Source organism: Cohnella xylanilytica, assembly GCF_014212175.1.
GTDB lineage: Bacteria > Bacillota > Bacilli > Paenibacillales > Paenibacillaceae > Cohnella > Cohnella xylanilytica.
In genome coordinates, this window is sequence record NZ_JACJVR010000132.1 from 13,972 (window position 1) to 33,338 (window position 19,367).

Consider the following 19,367-nt stretch of genomic DNA (forward strand, 5'->3'; position numbering starts at 1 on the left):
ACCCGCGCAGCGCGCGGGTTTTTCTTTTTGCGGCGTAGACCCGATTCTTCGATCCGTCCCGTGCGGATCGTGCAGTTTTCTGCACATCGGCGAATATACGGAAGCCTCCGCCTGCGACTACGATAGGAAGCAGAGAACGGAATTAACCCGATAAGGGAGGCAACGAACGAAGATGCGCGTTAACAAACAAGAGCCCGGATATTCGGCGGCTCCAGCATGGGACGAAGGATGGCCGGGAGAGGTGCTGCGGAACGCCAACATGCCTTTTCGCCCGACGGACGGGCTCGTGACGACGCAGAATCCGCCGGATTTCAGCTGGCCGTACGTTCCGGAAGCGTCGGATTATCATCTCCAGATCGCCCGGACCGCTTCCATGGACGGCGAACGAGCGGAGCTAGAAGGGCTGAAGACGAACTATTGCAGCTTCTCCCGAACGCTGACCGAAGGCGCCTGGTACTGGCGGGTTCGCTTCCGCTTCGCGGACGGCGGCTGGTCGCCCTGGAGCTCGGTCCGCCGCTTCCGGATCGCGGAGGAGAACGTGCCGTTCCCCGTGCCGCCGATCGACGAGATGATGGCGCGGATGGAGAGGAGCCATCCGCGGGTATGGACGAACCCCGGCGAACTCGAGGAATTTCGTCGTCGGAGATTTTTCGGCAGCGGCAAGGCGGCGTTCGACCGGGTCTACGCTTCGGTCCAGGCGGATCTCGGCAAGCCGTTTCCTCCCGATCCGCCCTTTCCTTACCTGAACGCGGAGATCTCGTCGGTCTCTCCCGAGTTCGTGAAGGCGCTGCAGGAGCTTCGTGCATACGCCGATACGACGCTCGAGCGGATGCTGAACGCGGCGTTCGTCTATCTGCTGACCGGGGAGGAGAACGTCGGCGCGCATGCCAAATCCCATCTGTTGAACGTTACGGCTTGGGATCCTTCCGGCTCGACCCGGTTCGATATCAACGACCAGGTGCACCGCGCCGTCGCCTACCGTTCCGCGATCGCGTACGACTGGCTGCACGACCTGCTGTCGCCCGGGGAGCGTCAGGCCGTCCAAGAGATGATCAAGACGCGAGTCGCCGATCTGATCGACAAGTATCTGGTCAGCCAGCCGATCTACCAATACCTGTTCGATTCCCACGGGTGGACCATTATCGGCTATATCGGCCTTATGGGCGCGGTGCTGCTGCACGACATTCCCGAAGCGGAGGAATGGATGCGCCGGTCCGTTCCCGCCTTCGTCAACCTGCTTCCGCCTTGGGGAGGGGAGGACGGCTCCTGGTCGCAAGGGACCGGGTACTGGCAGTGGTCCTCCGGCTCCAACAAGGAGCTGATGGACATTCTGTTCAGCGCGGGGGCTATTAATTTGTACGATAAGGCTTTCTCGCGCCACGAAGGCTTGTATCCGATCTACATGTTCCCGCACGGAAGCCCGACCGGGGTCTTCGGCAACGACAGCCATTACAAGCCGGACGCTCCGAGCGTCCGCCTGTTGAACCGGATGGCTCAGATCTATCGCGATCCCCGGCTGAAGTGGGCGGCCGAAGCGATCGGCGACATGCCCGCTAGCGAGCTGCAGGACTACTTCTATAGAGACGACGACCTGCCTTCGGTTCCGCCGGCGGATTTGCCGCCGAGCCGTTGGTTCCCCGTGACGGGATTGGTCGCGATGCACTCGGAGCTTCTCGACCGGGAACGGATCTCCCTGTACTTCAAGTCGAGCCCGTACGGCAGCTACAGCCACAGCCAGGCCGACCAGAACGGCTTCATCGTGCATGCCTTCGGGGAGCCGCTCGCGATCAAGAGCGGAGTATACGATTACTACAACAGCGCCCATCATCGCGGCTTCACGAAGCGGACGTATTCGGCGAACGCGATCACTTGCGACGGAAGGAAGGGGCAGCCGATCGACGACTTCGACGCCAAGGGACGGGTGCTCGGCTTCGTCCATCACCCCGACTTCGACGCGGTCAGCGGCGACGCGACGGCCGCCTACAGAGGGGAATTGACCCGGGCGGTCCGGCACATCGTGTACGTGCGGCCGACGGCGTTCGTCGTGATCGACGAGCTGGCGACGGACCGCCCGGGCGGCTCCGAATTCGAGTGGAACCTGCATGCCGACGAGAAGCTCGCGTTCGATTCCGACGGTCTCGGCGCGACGATCGAGAAGGGCGGGGCGGGCCTTCGGGTGCGGCTGCACGGAGGACGGGCGCATGGCTGCCGCACGGTTCTCGAGACGGCCTACCGGGACCCGGACGGCCGGGAAGCGCCGCCGGTCGCGGGCTTCGCCGGCAAGCGGCAGGTTCACGGCGCATTCGTCACGCCGAGGACGGAATCCGCCGTCCTCGCGGCGACGCTAGCGCCATACCGACTCGGCGGCGATGTCCCGCGGATCGCGGAGGAGGAGCTCGGCGGCGTCCTCAAGCTGACGTTCGACGGGGGAGCAGCGCTGTATATTCGAACGGCGGTCTGCGGTTCGGAGGGCTTCGCGGCAACGGCGGCCGGTCCGGCGTGCGAGGACGGTCCCGGTCCAGCCTGTACGGTCGGCCCCGACGGCATCCGGTTCGCCGGCGCGGCAGCCGCCGCGAAGGGGGATACGTTCCTGCTCGTCGGCGGAACCTGGCTGGAGAAGGACGGAGTCGTTCTCGCGCGCTGCGATGTCCCGTCGACGATTGTCCGGGGAGATGGTATGCTATCCATATCCGCCCAGGACGACGCGATCGTTGATCTTAAGGAGCCGGGACCGGTTCTTCTGTTCGACGCGGACAGCGGCAAGGCGATTCGGCCTGGCGGAGAGGCCGAGGAGAACATGAGCCGGCGCGGAGTCCACTGGACGCAATCGGACGGCCGGCTGACGATCCGGACGGAGCGCGGCCAGCGGACGTTCCGGATCGACGTCGGGCCCGGCGGGGAGCAGGCTTAAGACGCCCCGCGGCCCATACGCCCTCGGCTTCCTTCGGGAGTCGAGGGTCTTCTTATTTATTGCGGCAACGATAGAGAAGTCATCGACGGGGGGCGATTCGGTTGGCGGCAGGACAAGACGGCTCATCGGCACAAGCTAGGAAGCGGGGAGCGGGGGTCCATCCGCTTATCGCGGCAGGCGCCGCGAAGCTCGGGCGGGTTCTGCTGGCGGTTCTCGGACTCGCGGCGGCGGCCGTCATCGGCGGATGTTCTTCGGCGCTGTTCGGCTCGGACCTGGAGGAGGCGGCGCAGCCCGGCACGGACAACCCGGTCGAGCTGATCTGGTACTATCCCGAATATGAAGCCAACGCCGACCTCGGGCTCGTGAACGAGGAAGTCAACCGGATCGTCAAGGCGAAGATCAACGCGACGGTCCGGCTCAAGCCGATCGACTTCGGCAGCTACGAGCAGAAGATGAACACGCTGGCCGCTTCGAACGCGCCGGCCGACGTCATCTGGACCTCCAATTGGCTGTTCTCTTGGACCGACAACGCCAAGCGGGGCGTCTTCCGGCCGGTACAGGACCTGCTTCCCGAATTCGCCCCGCGGCTGCTCGCTTCGCTGCCCGAACGGTTCTGGGACGACGGCAGGCTCGGCGGCGACCAGTACGGCATCCCGAACTACCAGATCGCCGCCATGCGGCCAAGCCTCGTCGTCCAGAAGCGGTTCGCCGACAAGTACGGGCTCGACGCCGGCTCGATTCGCAGGATCGAGGATATCGAGCCGTTCCTGAAGCGCGTCAAGGAAGGCGAGAGCGGCATCGTTCCCTTCGGAACGACGCGCGGCTTCTACATGAACATGCTGTACGGCATCGATTGGCGCGTGCCGGTCTACCTGGACGACCCTTCCCATACGGTGCTGCCGGACGTGACCCCGGAGATGAAGCGCAACTTCGAGCTTGTCCGATCCTGGTACGTCAAGGGATACGTCAACGAGGACTCCGCCACCCTTCGCGAAGCGTCGGACGCCTACTCCAAGGGGAATGCGGCGGCTTGGTTCGATCCGACGGGCAAGCCGGGCTCGGAGGCGGAGTTCAAGGCGATGGACGGCGGCTACGACGTGCTGCTGGCGCCGCTGACATCCCCGTATTATACGGGCGCGGCCAGCTCGATGAACGCCATCTCCCGAACGTCGAAGAACCCGGAGCGGGCGCTCATGTTCCTGGAGCTCGTCCATACCGACAAGGAGCTGTACAACCTGCTCGTGTACGGCATCGAAGGCAAGCATTACGTCCGAACGACCGGCAGCTTCATCCGGATCGATCCGGAGGCCGGCTATTACACGAATACCGATTGGGTGTTCGGCGATATCCGGAACGAGTACCTGCCGGAGGGCTCGCCGGCCGACAAGCTCGAGCAGACCGTGCGGATCAATGAAGAAGCGAGGCTGTCCTTCTATAACGGCTTCGTCTTCGACGGAGATTCCGTCAAGGCGGAGCTGGCCAACGTCCGGGCCGTGAACGAGGAATATTACGGCTCGCTGGCGACCGGATCGGTCGATCCGGAGGAATACCTTCCGATCTACGAGGAACAGCTGAAGAAGGCCGGGAGCGATACGATCGCCGCCGAGAAGCAGCGCCAATTGAACGAATGGCTGGCCTCCAAAGGGCTGAAGCGGCATCCGAACGCGCCATAACGCTCGGCATCGAACGGCCGGGAAGAGAGGGGAATCCCCCGATCTTCCCGGCCTTTTTCGCGTCTGGACGAATCGAATCCGAATCCGGCACTTTAATTCGCATCGAACACCGCACGAGTAGAGAAAAGTACGCTTTTTGCACTTTATTCGTCCCCGCATGGGCCGTTATCGTGGATGGCAAGACACCGCAACCCAATTCAATCTACCGGCAAGGAGGAATGGAGCAACGTGAGGCGAAACAAAGTCGCGCGCTTCATCGGCAAAAACATCGAACTGTTCACCTTTTCGCTTCCCGCTGTCATCTACATTTTTGTCATGGCGTACGTCCCCATGTTCGGGGCGGTCATCGCCTTCAAAAATTACGAGTACGACAAGGGCATTCTGGGAAGCGACTGGGTCGGGTTCAAAAACTTCGAATTTCTGTTCGAAAGCGAAAACGCCTTCCGCATCACCCGCAACACGATCCTGTACAACATCAGCTACATGCTGATGACCACCCTCTTCGCGCTCTTGGTCGCCATCCTGCTGCACGAGATCTCGAAGAAATGGCTGAAGCTGTACCAGACCGCGATGATTCTGCCGTTCTTCCTGTCCTGGGTCGTCGTGAGCTACATCACGATGGCGTTCCTGGACCACCAGAACGGCTTCCTGAACGGCTGGCTGACCGCGCTCGGCTTCGAGAAGGTGCAGTGGTACTTCGACGCGCACGTCTGGCCTTACATCCTGAACGTCGTCCACCTCTGGAAGAGCATCGGCTTCTCGGCGCTCGTCTACTTCGCGGGCATTCTCGGGATCGATGCCGAGCTGTACGAGGCGGCCCGGATCGACGGAGCCCGCAGGTGGCAGATGATCCGGAATGTCACGATCCCCCAGTTGACGCCCTTGATCGTCATCCTGCTCATCCTCAGCGTAGGGAATATGTTCCGCGGCGACTTCGGGCTTCACTACTTCATCCCGAACAACAACGGCATGACGTACTCCACGACCGACATCATCGACACGTACATTTACCGGGCGCTGAGCACGATCGGCGACGTCAGCATGGCTTCGGCCGTCGGCCTGTACCAGTCCTTCGTCGGCTTCGTCCTCGTCGTCGCGGCCAACTTCACGGTTCGCAGAATCAACGAAGAGAATTCGCTCTTCTAGAAAGGAGAAGTCTCCATGCCCGCGCGCAAAGGGTTCCGTTGGTCGACGCTGTTCATTCATCTGTTCTTCGCGTGCCTGACGCTGTCGATGCTGGTCCCGCTGGCTCTGATCATTGTCGTGTCGCTGACGGATGAGCAGTCGATCCTGCACCATGGCTTCCGGGTCATCCCGGACAAGTTCTCGACCACCGCCTATCATTATTTTCTCAAGACGCCGGATACTCTTCTCCGCGCCTACGGCGTGACGATTCTGGTCAGCGTCATCGGCACGATTCTGAGCCTGATCCTCACCTCCACGATGGGCTACACGCTGTCGAGACGGGATTACGGCCTGAACCGGGCGACTTCGTTCTACGTGTTTTTCACCATGCTGTTCAACGGCGGCCTGGTTCCCTTCTACATCCTGATGACCCGGGGGTTGCAGGTGAAGGACACCCTGTGGGCGATGATCATCCCCGGCCTGCTCAGTCCGTTCTACGTGCTCATTATGAAGGGCTTCATGTCCAAAATCCCGTACGAGATCATCGAATCGGCCAAGGCGGAGGGAGCGCGCGAATGGCGGATCTACGCCCAGCTCATTCTCCCGCTGTCGAAGCCGGCGCTGGCGACGCTGGGGCTGTTCATTATGTTCAACTTCTGGAACGAATGGTTCAACGCGCTGCTGTTCATCGACAACCAGAAGCTGGTTCCGCTGCAGCTTCTGCTGGTGCGGACCATGAACTCGCTCGATTTCATTACGTCGCGGCCCGAATTCTCGGCGGCGATGGTCAGCTTCGACATGTCGAAGTTCCCGAGCACCTCCGCCAAGTTCGCGATCGCGATTCTGTCGGCGGGACCGATGTTGCTCGTGTTCCCGTTCTTCCAGCGGTTCTTCGTTAAGGGGCTGACGGTAGGGGCCATCAAGGGCTGATCCGGATCGAAGAGCTGCTGGCGCGAAGAGGAGAGGAGGTGACGGGCAGAACGATCCGAGCGCTTGTCCAAATAGAAAGTCGCGGTTCCAACCATTATCAGAGAGGGGTTTTCCGATGGCGATAACGCAGAACAAGAGAACCGGCATTCGCTTCACGATGGCTCTGGCCTTATGCTCCGCGCTGGCCCTGACCTCCGCTTGCGGCAACGACTCGAATTCGAGCTCGAACGCTTCCCCGAGCCCGTCCGGCTCCCAGGCCGGCGCTTCGGACTCCGCCGGCGGATCGGCTTCCGCCTCGCCGTCCGAGACCGGGCTGAAGCCGGTCGAGTTGACCTGGTATTACCCGCAGAATGCCGAGAATCCCGACTTGAAGCTCGTCAACGACGAGGTCAACAAAATCGCGCAAGCCAAAATCAACGCGACGATCAAGCTGAAGCCGATCGACTTCGGCAACTACGAGCAGAAGATGAACACGATCGTCGCCTCCGGGGAGGCGTTCGACCTCATCTGGACGTCGAACTGGCTGTTCAAGTTCGACGCCAACCAGAAGAAGGGCGTCTTCGCTCCGCTCGACGATCTCCTGAGCACGGTCGGCAAGGACCTGTACGCAACGATGCAGGAGAAGTTCTGGAACGACGCCAAGCTGGACGGTCATATCTACGCCGTTCCGAACTTCCAGATCGCCGCCAGCCGGCCGAGCTTCGTCATCCAGAAGCGGTTCGCGGATAAGTACAACCTCGATACCGGCGCGATCAAGACGCTCGCGGACCTCGAGCCGTTCCTGAAGACGATCAAGGAGAACGAGCCGGGAATCACGCCGTTCGGCACGACGCGCGGCTTCTACAGCGGCCTGCTCTACGGCATCGACACGAGGGTGCCGGTCTACTACGACGACCCGACCCACACCGTTCTGCCCGACATCACGGACGAGCTGAGAGAGTATTACAAGCTCGCGCGTTCCTGGTACACCAAGGGCTACATCAACGAGGACGCGGCCACGCTGAAGAGCGCCGCGGACGCCTACAAGAAGGGAACGACGGCGGCCTGGTTCGACGTGACCGGCAAGCCGGGCTCCGAGGTCGAGTTCAAAGCGGCGGACGGCGGCTACGACGTCGTGCTGGTGCCGCTCGCCAAGCCGATCTTCACCGGAGCGGCGAGCACGATGAACGCGATCAGCCGCACCTCGAAGAACCCCGAGCGGGCGATGATGTTCCTGCAGCTCGTCAATACCGACAAGGAGCTGTACAACCTGCTCGTCTACGGCATCGAAGGCAAGCACTACACGAAGATCGACGACAAGTTCATCAAGATCGACCAAGACGCGGGCTACTTCACGAACACCGACTGGGTATTCGGCAACGTGACGAACGGATATTTGCCGGAGGGCGCGCCCGCCGACAAGTTCGAGCAGACGATCAAGGTCAACGACGAAGCGTTCGTCTCTCCGTTCAGCGGCTTCACGTTCAACTCGGAGCCGGTCAAGACGGAGATCGCCAACATGCAGGCGGTCCGCGACGAATATCAAGCCTCGCTCGGCACGGGAACGCTCGATCCCGAGAAGTACCTGCCGATCTACGAAGAGAAGCTGAAGAAGGCCGGCAGCGATGTCGTCGTCGCCGAGATGCAGAAGCAATTGAACGCTTGGCTGCAAGAGAAGGGCATCAAGTAAGAGCAGCAAGGAAGAGCAGCAAGGAAGAGCAGCAAGGAAGAGCAGCAAGGAAGAGAAGCAAGCCGAACAACAAGCAAGAGCAACAAGGAAGAGCAACAAAGATGAACAACCGAATCGGCCGCATCGGCCGGGAATGGAGGGAGCCCTCTCCCGGCCGTTCCCGGCTTGAAGGCGGGCAAGGGGGTAATGAACGCCATGAGAATCGCCTTCTTGCAAGGCAAGCGTCAGAGGGAGCGGGTATTTCTCCCGGAGCTGATCGAGCAGTTCCGCCAAGTCGGGGAGGTCGTCCTGAACGAAGAAGCCGGAGACCCGTCGGAGGACCGGATGGCGGAGCTCGCTCGGGACGCGGACATCGCCGTCACCTCCTGGGGCTGCGGACCGCTGACCCGCCGCGTTCTGGACCGCGCGCCGCGGCTTCGGCTCGTGCTGCACGCGGCGGGGTCGGTCAAGCCGATTCTGTCGCCGGAGCTGTGGGCGCGCGGAATCCGGGTCTCGCAGGCGGCAGCGGCGCTGAGCCGCGGCGTGGCGGAGACCGCGCTGGCGCTCACGATCGCCTCGCTTAAGGATATGTGGCGGCTCTCGCGGGCGACGAGGGAGGGAGCCTGGGGGCCGACGGACTCGGTTCGCGAGATGTACGGCGTCCGCATCGGCGTCCTCGGAGCCGGCCGCGCGGGCTCGCAGTACATCCGGCTGCTGCGCGCGTTCGATGTCGAGATTCTCGTCTACGATCCGTACGTCGACGAAGCGGCGGCCGCGGCGATAGGCGCGCGCAAGGCCGGGCTCGAAGAGACGCTTCGCGAGAGCGACGTCGTCTCGGTCCATCTCCCGTCGCTCCCGGAGACGTACCGGCTGCTGAATCGCGACCGGCTGGCCCTGCTGAAGGATTCCTGCGTGCTGATCAATACGGCTCGCGGCGCGGTGATCGACGAGGAAGCGCTGGCCGCGGAGCTCCGCCGGGGCAGGCTGTTCGCTTGCCTGGACGTGACCGACCCCGAGCCGCCCGCGCCGGATCATCCGTTCCGCACTCTGCCGAACGTCATCCTGCTGCCGCATATCGCGGGCGCCGTCAGCAACGGGCTTCATCGCGTAGGGCGGTTCGCCCTGGAGGAGCTCCGCTCCTATTCGGAAGGAAGGCCGCTGGAAGGCGAAGTGACGGCGGCGAACGCGCATTTGCTAGCGTGATTACGGAAGGGAGAGGGGGAGCTTAGATGGCCAATCGCGTCACGATCAGCTGCCTGGGGCCGCGCCCGCTGGCGATCGAGGCCGGAACGCCCGCGCAGGAGGCGACGGACCTCATGATCCGGCATTGGAGAGACCAACTGGAGAAGGTTCTGCCGGATCGGCCGGATCTGATCGTTCTGCCGGAGGCGTGCGACCGGCCGGACCCGCTAAGGTTCCCTCTGGAGGAGCAGCTGCCGTATTTCCGGGCGCGAGGCAATCAGGTGCGCGATTCCCTCGCGGACGTCGCCAAGCGGCACCGCTGCTATATCGCCTATCCGGCTCTTACGGAGGCGGCGGACGGCGGCTGGCTCAACGAGATGCAGCTGATCGACCGCGAGGGACGGGTCGTGGGAACGTATCGCAAGAACTACCCGACGCCGGATGAGTCCGGCCGGCGAAGCGTTCGCAGCGGCAAGGACGCTCCCTTATTCGAGTGCGACTTCGGCCGCGTGGCGGCGGCGATCTGCTTCGACCTGAACTTCGACGAGCTGCGCCTGCATTATGCGGCCTTGAAGCCGGACCTGATCGTCTTTCCCTCGATGTACCACGGGGGGCTGATGCAGGGCTATTGGGCGTATTCCTGCCGGGCCCACTTCGCCGGAGCGGTGGCCGGGGGACCTTGCACGATCGTGACGCCGCTCGGCACGACGGCCGCCAGCAGCACGAACTATTACCCCTTCGTCACGGCGACCGTCAACCTGGACTGCGCCGTTCTGCACATCGACGGGAACGACGATCTCTTCCCGGCGATCAAGCGGAAGTACGGCCGCGAGGTGACGATCCGGGAGCCGGGCTACCTGGGCTCCGTGCTGCTCGCGAGCGAGTCGGACCGCTTCAGAGCGGAGGAGATCGTCGCCGAATTCGGGTTGGAGCGGATCGACGACTATTTTGACAGAACAAGGAATTCGAGGATGATAGAGGTCGAAGCGGAAAAATAGACAACGCAAGCCGGCCTTCCCGCGGGCGGGCCGGTCCTAACCGAATCGCCGGAATGGAGAAAAGTGCATTTCTTGCACTTTTTTTTGCTTTATAATCTTGCTATGTTAGCTTCAAGGATACGATCCGAATCCAATCCGGTCTAACGTATCGGAAAGTGAGGGTGTTATGAATAAATACCTTCGCAAGTACAGGGAACGCAAGTACCTCTTCCGCATCATGCTCTCGATCAACCTGTTGATCGTGGCCGTCATGCTGGCTTCGCTGGTGTCGGCTTATTGGTATTCGAAGAAGATCAGCTTGTCCTCCCAGCGGGAAGCGAACGAGAAGGTGCTCTCCCAGATCAACTACAACATCAGCTACATGAACGAGACGGTCAAGAACTTCGCGATCTCCCTGTTCTACGACAACGACATGGCCCATCTCCTGTTCAGCAGGGAAGAGGACCGCTTCGAGGACACGACGCGCATCAACAAGTTGAACAAGACGATCGCCTACAATTCGTATATCCATTCGATCGTCTTCTACAACAGCAAGAGGCAGCGTTACTTCACGGGCGGGGACTCCGACATCGCGAACGAACGCAGCAACCTGATGCCGATTATGGAGGACTACCTGGAAGGGAAGCGACCACTCTACAAAATGCAGCTGATGCCCGTCGAATTCACTCCGGATTCGAAGCACCCGGAACGGAAGGAGGAGGTATTCTCCTTGTTCCTGTACGATTCCTTGGACTCCTACTCGAAGTCGGAGAGCGTGCTCATCGTCAATATCCAGCCGGAGTGGCTGTTCGAGAAGCTGGACCTCCTGAGCAGCCGGTCCGCCGCGGGCCGTTCGTCCAACCGAATCTTCATCCTCGACCAGAACCGGGAGATGTACAGCCCGTCAGGCGAGGAGACCGCGGAGCTCGCCGCGATCCGGAGCGAGGTCTATCGGCAGTTGGACTCGTCGCAACGCGAGGTGGCGCAGTTCACCCATGCCTACCGGGGCGACAAGCAGATCGTCAACTACATGGTCAATCCTTCCCGTCGATTGGGTGATCGTCGACGTCGAGCCTTACGATCACGTCATGAGGGCCGTCGAGCAATTGAAGGCCGTCTTCTTCACGGTGGCGATCATCTGCTTCGTCCTGGCCGCCCTCGCCTCCCACTTCATCACGAAGCGGCTGTATTCGCCGATCAACGTCCTGCTCAAGCAGACGCAGCGGCTGCCGCGCGAAGGAGATGCCGAGGGGCCGCTGCCGGAAGAGAAGGACGAGCTTGGCTATATCTCGCGCATTTACAACCAGATGATCGAACGGATCATCGGGGATCGATCCCGGCAGAAGGACAACGAGAACATCCTTCAATCCTATTATCTCCGCAAGCTTATCACGGCCAGCTCGTCGTTCACGCCCCAGGATTGGCAGGAGTGCGTCCGCCATTCGTACGTGAAGACGGATCTGTCCCGGGAGTGCGTGATCGGAGTGTTGAAAATCGATCAGTACGACAAGCTCAAAGCGAGACTGAGCTTCTCCGAACTGCAGCTGCTGCAATTCGCGGTAGCCAATATCGCGCTCGAGATCCTGTCGGAGGAGCTTCGCGCGGACATCGTCGATCTGCGCGGCGAGCACCTTATCCTCCTGGCCGAGACGGGCGAGCGCGGAGACGACATTTACCCGCTTCTGACGTCGCTGCTGAACAGAGCCCAGAAGTCCTTCCGCGGGTATTACGGGATCACGTTCACGGCGTCCCTGGGCGAACGGGTTCCCCGGTACGGCGAGCTGACGCTCCATTACGAGCAAGCGCTCGATTACTTGCTGTACAAGATGAACTTCGGCCGCGAGTCGGTCATCGCCCCGGAGATGGTGAAGCGGATTCTGAACAACGGCGAATCCCAGATCCCGCCCGCGCTCGAGAAGAGATTCGTCGAGGCCGTTCGCGCGAACAAGCGGGAGCAGGCGCTGCAGGAGCTGGACCGCATTCGCGGGGCGATCGCGGGGATGAGCTACGACGCGGTCGTCCAGGCCGTCGTTCGCCTGGGCATCCTGATCAAGGAGACGGTCCGCGAGATCAATCAGAACAAGCTGTCGCCGCTTCTGATCGATCTGCGGCAGGTCGACCGGCTGGTGTTCGAGAACGAGACGCTGGACGAGATCTTCGAAGCCTACGAGACGATGCTCGGCTCGCTGTTCGTCGATCCGAAGCAGCTCTCGGAGAATAAGTTCCAGGTCATCATAGAGACGATCAAGGAAGTCGTCCAGGCCAATTACTCGAACCCGAACCTGAGCCTGCAGGAGATCGCCGATCTGCTGAAGATGTCTCCGGTCTACGTGGGGAGGATCTTCAAGAAGTACGAGACCATCTCCGTGGCCGACTACATCAACGAGGTTCGGATGCTGAACGCGGTCGTGCTGCTGGAGAACGACAAGCTGCAAGTGTACGAGGTCTCGGAGCAAGTAGGCTTCACTTCGCAAAGCTATTTTTTCAAACTGTTCAAGAAACGCTTCGGCACGACTCCCAAGGATTACCGAATCAAGAAGTCGGTGGGCTCTTAAGCTGCGCTTGAACGGCATTTGAGCGCGATCATTCAGTAATGTCCGCATTGTTGAGCGCCATAATGGCGGAAAGTATGGATTTTGCACTTCCGGTTTCGCGCCTTCCTGCTAAGGTTGATAGTGATGTGGCTAAGCCCACTATTCCTTAAAGGAGGTTTTAGCTTGTACAAGAAGCCGAGAGGAATGCTCCGTCTTATCGTCGTCGCGGCATTGCTGCTGGCCGGCCTGCCGCCGGCGCCGGCCGCTTACGCGGCGGGCGTCACCTACCATGTCGCGAAGACGGGCAGCGACGCCGCGAACGGATCCGCAGGCGCCCCTTTTCTAACGATCAACCGTTGCGCGCAGATCGCGCAGCCGGGAGACACCTGCCTCATCGAGTCGGGCACGTACCGGGAGACGGTCAAGCCGGCCCGCAGCGGAACGGCCGCCCAGCCGATTACGTTCGAAGCCGCGCCGGGCGCGGACGTCACGGTCAGCGGCATGGAGCCGATCGGCGGCTGGACGCCGTATTCCGGGTCCATCTACGTCGCCGACTTGAATTGGGACCTGAAGGAGCAGAACCAGCTGCTGATCAACGGCGCAGACGGCATCGCGCCCCTCTGGGAAGCGCGTTGGCCCAACGTAGGGTCCTACAATTTGCAAGCGCTTCAACAAGGCGTGGCGACCGCGACCGGCGGCTCGGCGACGACGCTCGTCAGCACCGCCCTGACGGAGCCGAGCGGGTATTGGACGAGCGCCACGCTCTGGGAGCGGGGAGGGGACGCCTATGTCGCGCAGTCGGCCAAGGTGACCGGCTACGACCAGGCGACGCATACGCTGACGTTTAACCCGATTCCGAACAGCTACGATTACATGGACCCCGAGGCAGGCACGACCTTCTACTTAAGCGGCATCTTCGGGGAGCTGGACGCGCCGAATGAATGGTACGTCGACGGAGCGGCCGGGAAGGTGTATCTGTGGGCTCCGGGCGGCGGCGCGCCGAGCGGCGTCGAGGCGAAGAAGCGCCTGACCGTCTTCGACCTGAGCGGCTTGTCGTATATTCATCTCTCCGGGCTTCGAACCGTCGGCGGAAGCATCCGTATCGACGGCGGCGCCAGCTATAACGTCCTCGACCGGATGCAGGCGCTGTATTTGTACACGTCCACCGAGTCGCACGGCACCTCCGTTCAACACCAATTGACGAACGGCATCAACATCTCCGGCAGCCATAACGAGATCAAGAACAGCGAGGTCGCCTATTCCTCCGGCACGTTGATCAATATCGACGGTTCGAACAACCGGGTCGTGAACAATATCGTCCACGACGGCAGCTATATGGCTTCCTACGATCCGCTGGTCAAGCTGTCGACCGGCTCGGAGAACCTGATCAGCCATAACGACATTTACAATTCCGGACGGTATAACCTGTATTGGAGAACCGGCAGCGCCAAGATCCAGTACAACGACATCTACGACGGCATGTGGCTGTCGCGGGACGGCGCCTTGATCTACAGCTGGGGCACGGATATGGGCAACAGCGAGATCGCCTATAACCTGATCCACGACAGCAGGGGCACGGACATGAGCGCCGGCCTGTACTTCGACAACTTCGCCAACAACGCCGTGGTGCACCATAACGTCATCTACAACAACGACGTAGGCATTCAATTGAACACGCCGGGCAACTACCGGCTGATCTACAACAACACGGTCGCGAACAACGATCTGACCAGCGTCGGGTATTGGGGGAACGCGCCCTACAGCCAGGAGCTGTACGGGACGCGGGTCTACAACAACATCTTCACGGGCAGCGTCTCGCTCACGAGCGACGCGTCGAGCGGCTTCAACATCCTGTCGGGCACCGGGGCGGGCTTCGCGAACGCGGCGGGCGGCAACTACCGGCTCACGGCCGGATCGACGGCCATCAACGCGGGAGCCGTCATACCCGGAATCACCGACAACTATGCCGGCTCCGCCCCGGACGCCGGCGCGTACGAATTCGGAGGCGCGGACTGGACCGCGGGCGCGGACCTGAACAATCCCCCGAATCCGCCGTACACGGCCGTCAGCACGCCTTACATGAACCTGGTCAAGAACAACGGGTTCGAGAGCGGAAGCGCCGGCTGGCTGCTGTGGTCGACCAGCGCCTCCGCCAACGGGTTCGGCGACGTTCCGAATTCGCCCGCCGACCAGTTCAGGGGGAAGAACAAGCGCCTGGTGCTTGGACCCGGCGGCGGCATCGAGCAGAAGGTGACGGGGCTTAAACCGAATACGGACTATGTATTCGTAGCGTGGGTCATGAACGCTCCGAATTCGACGAACGAGAGAATCATCGGCGGCGTCCTGAATTACGGCGGATCCGCGATCGACGTCTCGACGTCCAGCACGACCTATACGAGGCTTGAAATCCCGTTCCGCACGGGAGCGACGAATACGGACGCGCGCGTCCGCCTCTACAAGCCGGGCAATGCCCAGGGCATCTCGTACGCGGACGATACCGGCGTGATCGAGACGACGGCGTTCGATCCCGGCGTCGACCTGTCCGCGCTGAAGGAAGTTAGGATCGAGGCGCCGAATCCGGTCTACACGGAAGGCGACCAGGGCACGCTTCCTTTGTCCGGCACGCTTCAGAACGACCAAGCGGCCGATCTGTCCGCCGCCGACGTTCAATATACGTCGAGCGACGACAGCGTGCTGCGCATCGACGGCATCGCGAATGCCGCCGCCTCGTTCACGGCCCTAGCGCCGGGCCAGGTGACGGTTACGGCCTTGGCGACGCTCGGCGGCGTCAGCAAGGCGGCAACGAAGGTCGTGACCGTGTTCCCGCAGGGGGCGCCGCAGGACGTGAACGGCTGGTCCGTTCGCACGTACGGCGCGAACGGACGCGGCTTCGCGACCGCAGAACCGAGCGGCGCGATCTCCCTCGTAGGCAAGGGAGACAACGTATGGAATACGTCCGACGACTTCGTCTATCTGAGCCGGAGCTATTCGCTGAACAACCCGGGCGCGAAGGTGACGCTGACCGCGACGATCGACTCGCTGAGCTCGGGCGATCCCGCTTCCGTCGGCCTGATGATCCGGGCCCAGGACAGCTCCGATTCGAAGCACGTACACTTCCGCACCGACGGCACCGGCAAGGTGCTGCGCTTCGTGTTCCGCAACGAAGAGAGCATCCTCGACGCTCAGAAGCCGCCGGCCCAGCAGAAATACTGGGGTTCGGCGACGGGACTCGCTCTCGATTACGCCGGGAAGAGCATCGCCGCTCCGTTCCGGATGAAGCTGATCAAGGAAGGCGATACCGTCACCGGCTATTACGACAAGGACGGGCAGTGGACGGCGATCGGATCGACGACCGTCGAATTCGGCGGCGGCGGCTTCCTCGCGGGCATCGGCCTGTTCTCCGGCTCGGGCAAACTGCCGGTCCAGGCCGTCATCTCCAGCCTGGACGTGCAGATCGAAGGCGAGACGACCGACGCCACCCCGCCGGTCACGATCGCTCGGACGGCGCAGCAGCCGAATTCGGACGGCTGGTTCGCGTCGGACGCGGAAGTGAGCCTGGTCGCGTCGGACGCGGATTCCGGCGTGAAGCGCACGGAATACCGGCTGAACGGCGGCGAGGAATGGCTGCCCTATGCCGGCCCGATTCTGCTCAGCCAGGAAGGAAGCAACCTGCTGGAGTATCGCTCCGTCGACCAAGCGGGCAACGAGGAGCCGATCCAGTCCCTTGCGATCTCGATCGACAAGACTCCACCTTCGCTGAGTCTCGAGCTCGATCCGTCCGAGATCTGGCCGCCCAATCATAAGATGGCGAAGGTGAACGCAACCGTAGAGGCGAACGACGCAGGGGGCTCGGGGCTCGCTTCCGTGATCCTGACCTCGATCGCAAGCAGCGAGCCGGGGACGGAAGGCGACATCGAGGCTCGGATCGGCACCGAGGCGAGATCCTTCTCTCTGAGGGCCGCGAAAGGCCGGACGTACACGGTCGAGTATACGGCCGCCGACCGTGCCGGCAACCGGACGACCGGCACCGCTGCGGTTGCCGTTCCCCATGACCAATCCGGGAAGGAATCGCAAGCGGACGGGACGACCGATGCAGATGGAACAACCGGCGCCTAAAGGGAGCGTTGGGGGACAACGAGGAGGACCTGGCATGACGATCGCGCTCGGGCTCGCCCCGGAGAGCTTCAAATACGTATTCGGCTCTTATCATCCATTCGCGGTGCCGTTCGAGGAGGACCGCGCGGTCTCGCTCGTCTGCGCGCGAGGCGACAGGGCCGCCGCCCAACTGCTGATATACGCCGAGGAGGAGCTGCTCGTCTGCGTCGGCGGCGAGGCCGCGTTCGACGAACGCGGGCCGATCGATGTCCTGCGCGTGTGCGCGGAGCTTCCGGAGCTGCCGCCGGGCAGCGTCACGGCGAGCCTGGTCGGGCTCGTGGAGGACGACGACCGGCAGCTCAAGTCGGATATGCTGCTGCGGCAGCCCTCGATCCGGGTCGAGCGAAGACGGGTGCAGCCGGTCTGGATCGAAGTCGAGATCGGCCCGGATGCGGCTCCCGGCGTCTACCGTCCTCAGATCACGGTGTACCGCCACCGAATGTTCGAAGACGAGGCGATCGTGCGCAAGCTGAGCTTCGAGGTGAAGGTAGCGGACGTGACGCTTAGACCGCCTTCGGACTATTCCTTCTACCTCGATCTATGGCAGCACAATTCGAACATCGCGCGCAAGTACGACGTTCCGCTCTGGAGCGACGCCCACTTCGAGATTCTCGAATCCTACGTCACCTCGTTGGCGGCGCTGGGGCAGAAGGCGATCACGGTCGTCGTCTCCGAGATTCCGTGGTCCGGGCAGGCTTCCTGCTACGACCGCATCGATCCTGCGAACCTGTTCGAATACAGCATCGTCCAGGCAACCCGGTGGGAGGACGGAGAATGGACGTACGACATGGGGGCGCTGAACCGGTACGTGGAGCTGTGCATGAGGCACGGCATTCGGCAGGAGATCGAAGTCTTCGGCCTGCTCAACATCTGGGTGCTGGAGGACGCGGGCTACGGCGGCGTGATCGGCGATTACGAGGATGCGGTCCGCATCCGCTATTATGACGAAGGCAGCCGGACGTACCGATACGTGAGGGAGAAGCGGCATCTTGAAGCGTATGTCGCGGCACTGGAGCGCAACTTTATCGAGCAGGGCTGGATCGACAAGGTTCGCATCCTGGCCGACGAGCCGGCGGATCTGCCGGCGTTCCGGAAGCGGCTGGCGGCGCTGCGGGAGATGGCTCCTTCCTTCCGCTACAAGGTGGCGATCAACCACGCGGAATTCATGGCGGAGGAAGGGCTCGAGGACCACGTGCCCATCCTGGACTGCGCGGCGTCGGAATGGGATCGCATTCGGGAGCTGAAGGCGGGCAAGACGGGCCGTACGCTCTTCTATGTGGCGTGCGACGTCAAGACGCCGAATACGTTCATCGGCTCGCACCTGCTGGAGGCCCGGGCGATTCCCTGGCTTGCCTGGCATCTGAAGCTGGACGGCTTCCTGAGGTGGAACTATACGGCGTGGCCGAACGACCCGCTGGCGAAAATCGTCTATCACTATCCGTTCTTCCCGGCTGGAGATACCAACTTTGTCTATCCCGGCCGCGACGGCAGGCCGATGCTGAGTTTGCGGTACAAGCTGCTGCAGAAGGGGATCCGCGATTACGAGATCTTCGCCCGGTACGTCCGCGAAGGCGGCAGCCGGGAGAAGGTGGATGCCCTGCTGCGGCGGGTGTTCCTCTGGCAAGATCCGAAGGAGCTGCACCGCGACGCCCGCAGGCTGCCGCAAGAGCTGTTCTCCCTGAGCGACGAGGATTACGAAGGGATCGTCGCGGAGCTGCTGGAGGAGCTGGCGGCGATGTAAGAGCGGCTTCGACCGCCATAGAACGATATCCGACCGCGGGGCGAGCCCCGCGGTTCTTTTGTCCCTTGAACCGCAGAAGGCGTCCCGTAGCCTTTCTCCATTCCATTTTTCCGCAACGGCAAAATCGACTTGACCTCCATACCAGCGCCATAGTTTATTAAACATAAGATGAACGAAAGATTAACGAAGCTTGGAGCGAGAGCGTAATTCGATGTAACCTAACGAGAGGGAGTTGACCTGGAGTCGTCTCCAGCCTGTAGAATGCACAATGAAGGAGGCGCGATAGTTGTACACGATCGGTCAAGTTGTAGAGATGACGGGGTTCGGACACGATACGCTCAGGTATTACGAGAAATTCGGCCTGCTAAAGCCGCAGCGCAAACGGTCGGGCGGCGCGCGGGTGTTTAGCGAGGACGATCTTCGATTGTTGTTCGGACTAAAATGTTTGAAACGGCTGGGGTTGACTTTGGAACTCAACTTTCGCAGCATGA

12 protein-coding genes are annotated in these 19,367 nt (G+C 61.9%); 11 read left to right on the forward strand and 1 reads right to left on the reverse strand.

Annotated elements, in window-relative coordinates:
- Window positions 1–172 precede the first annotated feature (172 nt).
- The 7 genes from H7B90_RS29985 (at window position 173) to H7B90_RS30015 (ending at window position 10,467) form a co-directional block, all read left to right on the forward strand.
- Entirely contained in the window at window positions 173–2,911 is a 2,739-nt protein-coding gene (locus H7B90_RS29985) for a DUF4962 domain-containing protein (RefSeq protein ID WP_185139582.1), read from the forward strand.
- Between the two features lie 101 nt (window positions 2,912–3,012).
- Window positions 3,013–4,584 (forward strand): ABC transporter substrate-binding protein, encoded by a 1,572-nt coding sequence (locus H7B90_RS29990; protein ID WP_185139583.1) that lies wholly within the window; start codon window positions 3,013–3,015, stop codon window positions 4,582–4,584.
- Between the two features lie 228 nt (window positions 4,585–4,812).
- Entirely contained in the window at window positions 4,813–5,730 is a 918-nt protein-coding gene (locus tag H7B90_RS29995; RefSeq protein ID WP_246578760.1) for an ABC transporter permease, read from the forward strand.
- 15 nt (window positions 5,731–5,745) lie between these two features.
- Window positions 5,746–6,639, forward strand: a complete 894-nt coding sequence (locus H7B90_RS30000; RefSeq protein WP_185139585.1) for a carbohydrate ABC transporter permease — start codon at window positions 5,746–5,748, stop codon at window positions 6,637–6,639.
- Window positions 6,640–6,754: 115 nt separating this feature from the next.
- On the forward strand, window positions 6,755–8,308 hold the full coding sequence (locus H7B90_RS30005; RefSeq protein WP_185139586.1) for an ABC transporter substrate-binding protein: 1,554 nt from the start codon (window positions 6,755–6,757) through the stop codon (window positions 8,306–8,308).
- 186 nt (window positions 8,309–8,494) lie between these two features.
- Window positions 8,495–9,490, forward strand: a complete 996-nt coding sequence (locus H7B90_RS30010) for a hydroxyacid dehydrogenase (protein ID WP_185139587.1) — start codon at window positions 8,495–8,497, stop codon at window positions 9,488–9,490.
- A gap of 26 nt (window positions 9,491–9,516) precedes the next feature.
- A complete protein-coding gene (locus H7B90_RS30015) occupies window positions 9,517–10,467 on the forward strand; it encodes a carbon-nitrogen hydrolase family protein (RefSeq protein WP_185139588.1) in 951 nt (316 codons plus the stop codon).
- A 100-nt stretch (window positions 10,468–10,567) separates the two neighbouring features.
- Here H7B90_RS30015 and H7B90_RS30020 read toward each other — a convergent pair whose 3' ends face one another.
- The gene (locus H7B90_RS30020; protein ID WP_185139589.1) at window positions 10,568–10,978 is read right to left on the reverse strand and encodes a hypothetical protein; all 411 of its coding nucleotides are present in this window, start codon (window positions 10,976–10,978) and stop codon (window positions 10,568–10,570) included.
- A 463-nt stretch (window positions 10,979–11,441) separates the two neighbouring features.
- Here H7B90_RS30020 and H7B90_RS30025 point away from each other — a divergent pair, with 463 nt between their 5' ends.
- The 4 genes from H7B90_RS30025 to H7B90_RS30040 all read left to right on the forward strand — a co-directional run.
- A complete protein-coding gene (locus tag H7B90_RS30025) occupies window positions 11,442–13,001 on the forward strand; it encodes a helix-turn-helix domain-containing protein (protein WP_185139590.1) in 1,560 nt (519 codons plus the stop codon).
- Between the two features lie 162 nt (window positions 13,002–13,163).
- Window positions 13,164–17,096 carry an OmpL47-type beta-barrel domain-containing protein gene (locus tag H7B90_RS30030; RefSeq protein WP_185139591.1) on the forward strand — a complete coding sequence of 1,311 codons (3,933 nt, stop codon included), beginning with the start codon at window positions 13,164–13,166 and terminating at the stop codon, window positions 17,094–17,096.
- Between the two features lie 34 nt (window positions 17,097–17,130).
- On the forward strand, window positions 17,131–18,876 hold the full coding sequence (locus tag H7B90_RS30035) for a DUF4091 domain-containing protein (protein WP_185139592.1): 1,746 nt from the start codon (window positions 17,131–17,133) through the stop codon (window positions 18,874–18,876).
- A gap of 286 nt (window positions 18,877–19,162) precedes the next feature.
- Window positions 19,163–19,367, forward strand: a 205-nt coding sequence (locus H7B90_RS30040) for a MerR family transcriptional regulator (protein ID WP_185139593.1), incomplete at its 3' end; no start/stop codon positions are given.

Excerpts from the sequence above, each read along its gene's own strand:
- H7B90_RS30005 (WP_185139586.1), top strand. The coding sequence starts at position 6,755 with ATGGCGATAACGCAGAACAAGAGAACCGGCATTCGCTTCACGATGGCT.
- H7B90_RS29985 (WP_185139582.1), top strand. The coding sequence starts at position 173 with ATGCGCGTTAACAAACAAGAGCCCGGATATTCGGCGGCTCCAGCATGG.
- H7B90_RS30010 (WP_185139587.1), top strand. The coding sequence starts at position 8,495 with ATGAACGCCATGAGAATCGCCTTCTTGCAAGGCAAGCGTCAGAGGGAG.
- H7B90_RS30025 (WP_185139590.1), top strand. The coding sequence starts at position 11,442 with ATGCCTACCGGGGCGACAAGCAGATCGTCAACTACATGGTCAATCCTT.
- H7B90_RS30015 (WP_185139588.1), top strand. The coding sequence starts at position 9,517 with ATGGCCAATCGCGTCACGATCAGCTGCCTGGGGCCGCGCCCGCTGGCG.
- H7B90_RS30035 (WP_185139592.1), top strand. The coding sequence starts at position 17,131 with ATGACGATCGCGCTCGGGCTCGCCCCGGAGAGCTTCAAATACGTATTC.
- H7B90_RS30000 (WP_185139585.1), top strand. The coding sequence starts at position 5,746 with ATGCCCGCGCGCAAAGGGTTCCGTTGGTCGACGCTGTTCATTCATCTG.
- H7B90_RS30020 (WP_185139589.1), bottom strand. The coding sequence starts at position 10,978 with ATGGATATACGAATTGTAGGCGATCGTCTTGTTCAACTTGTTGATGCG.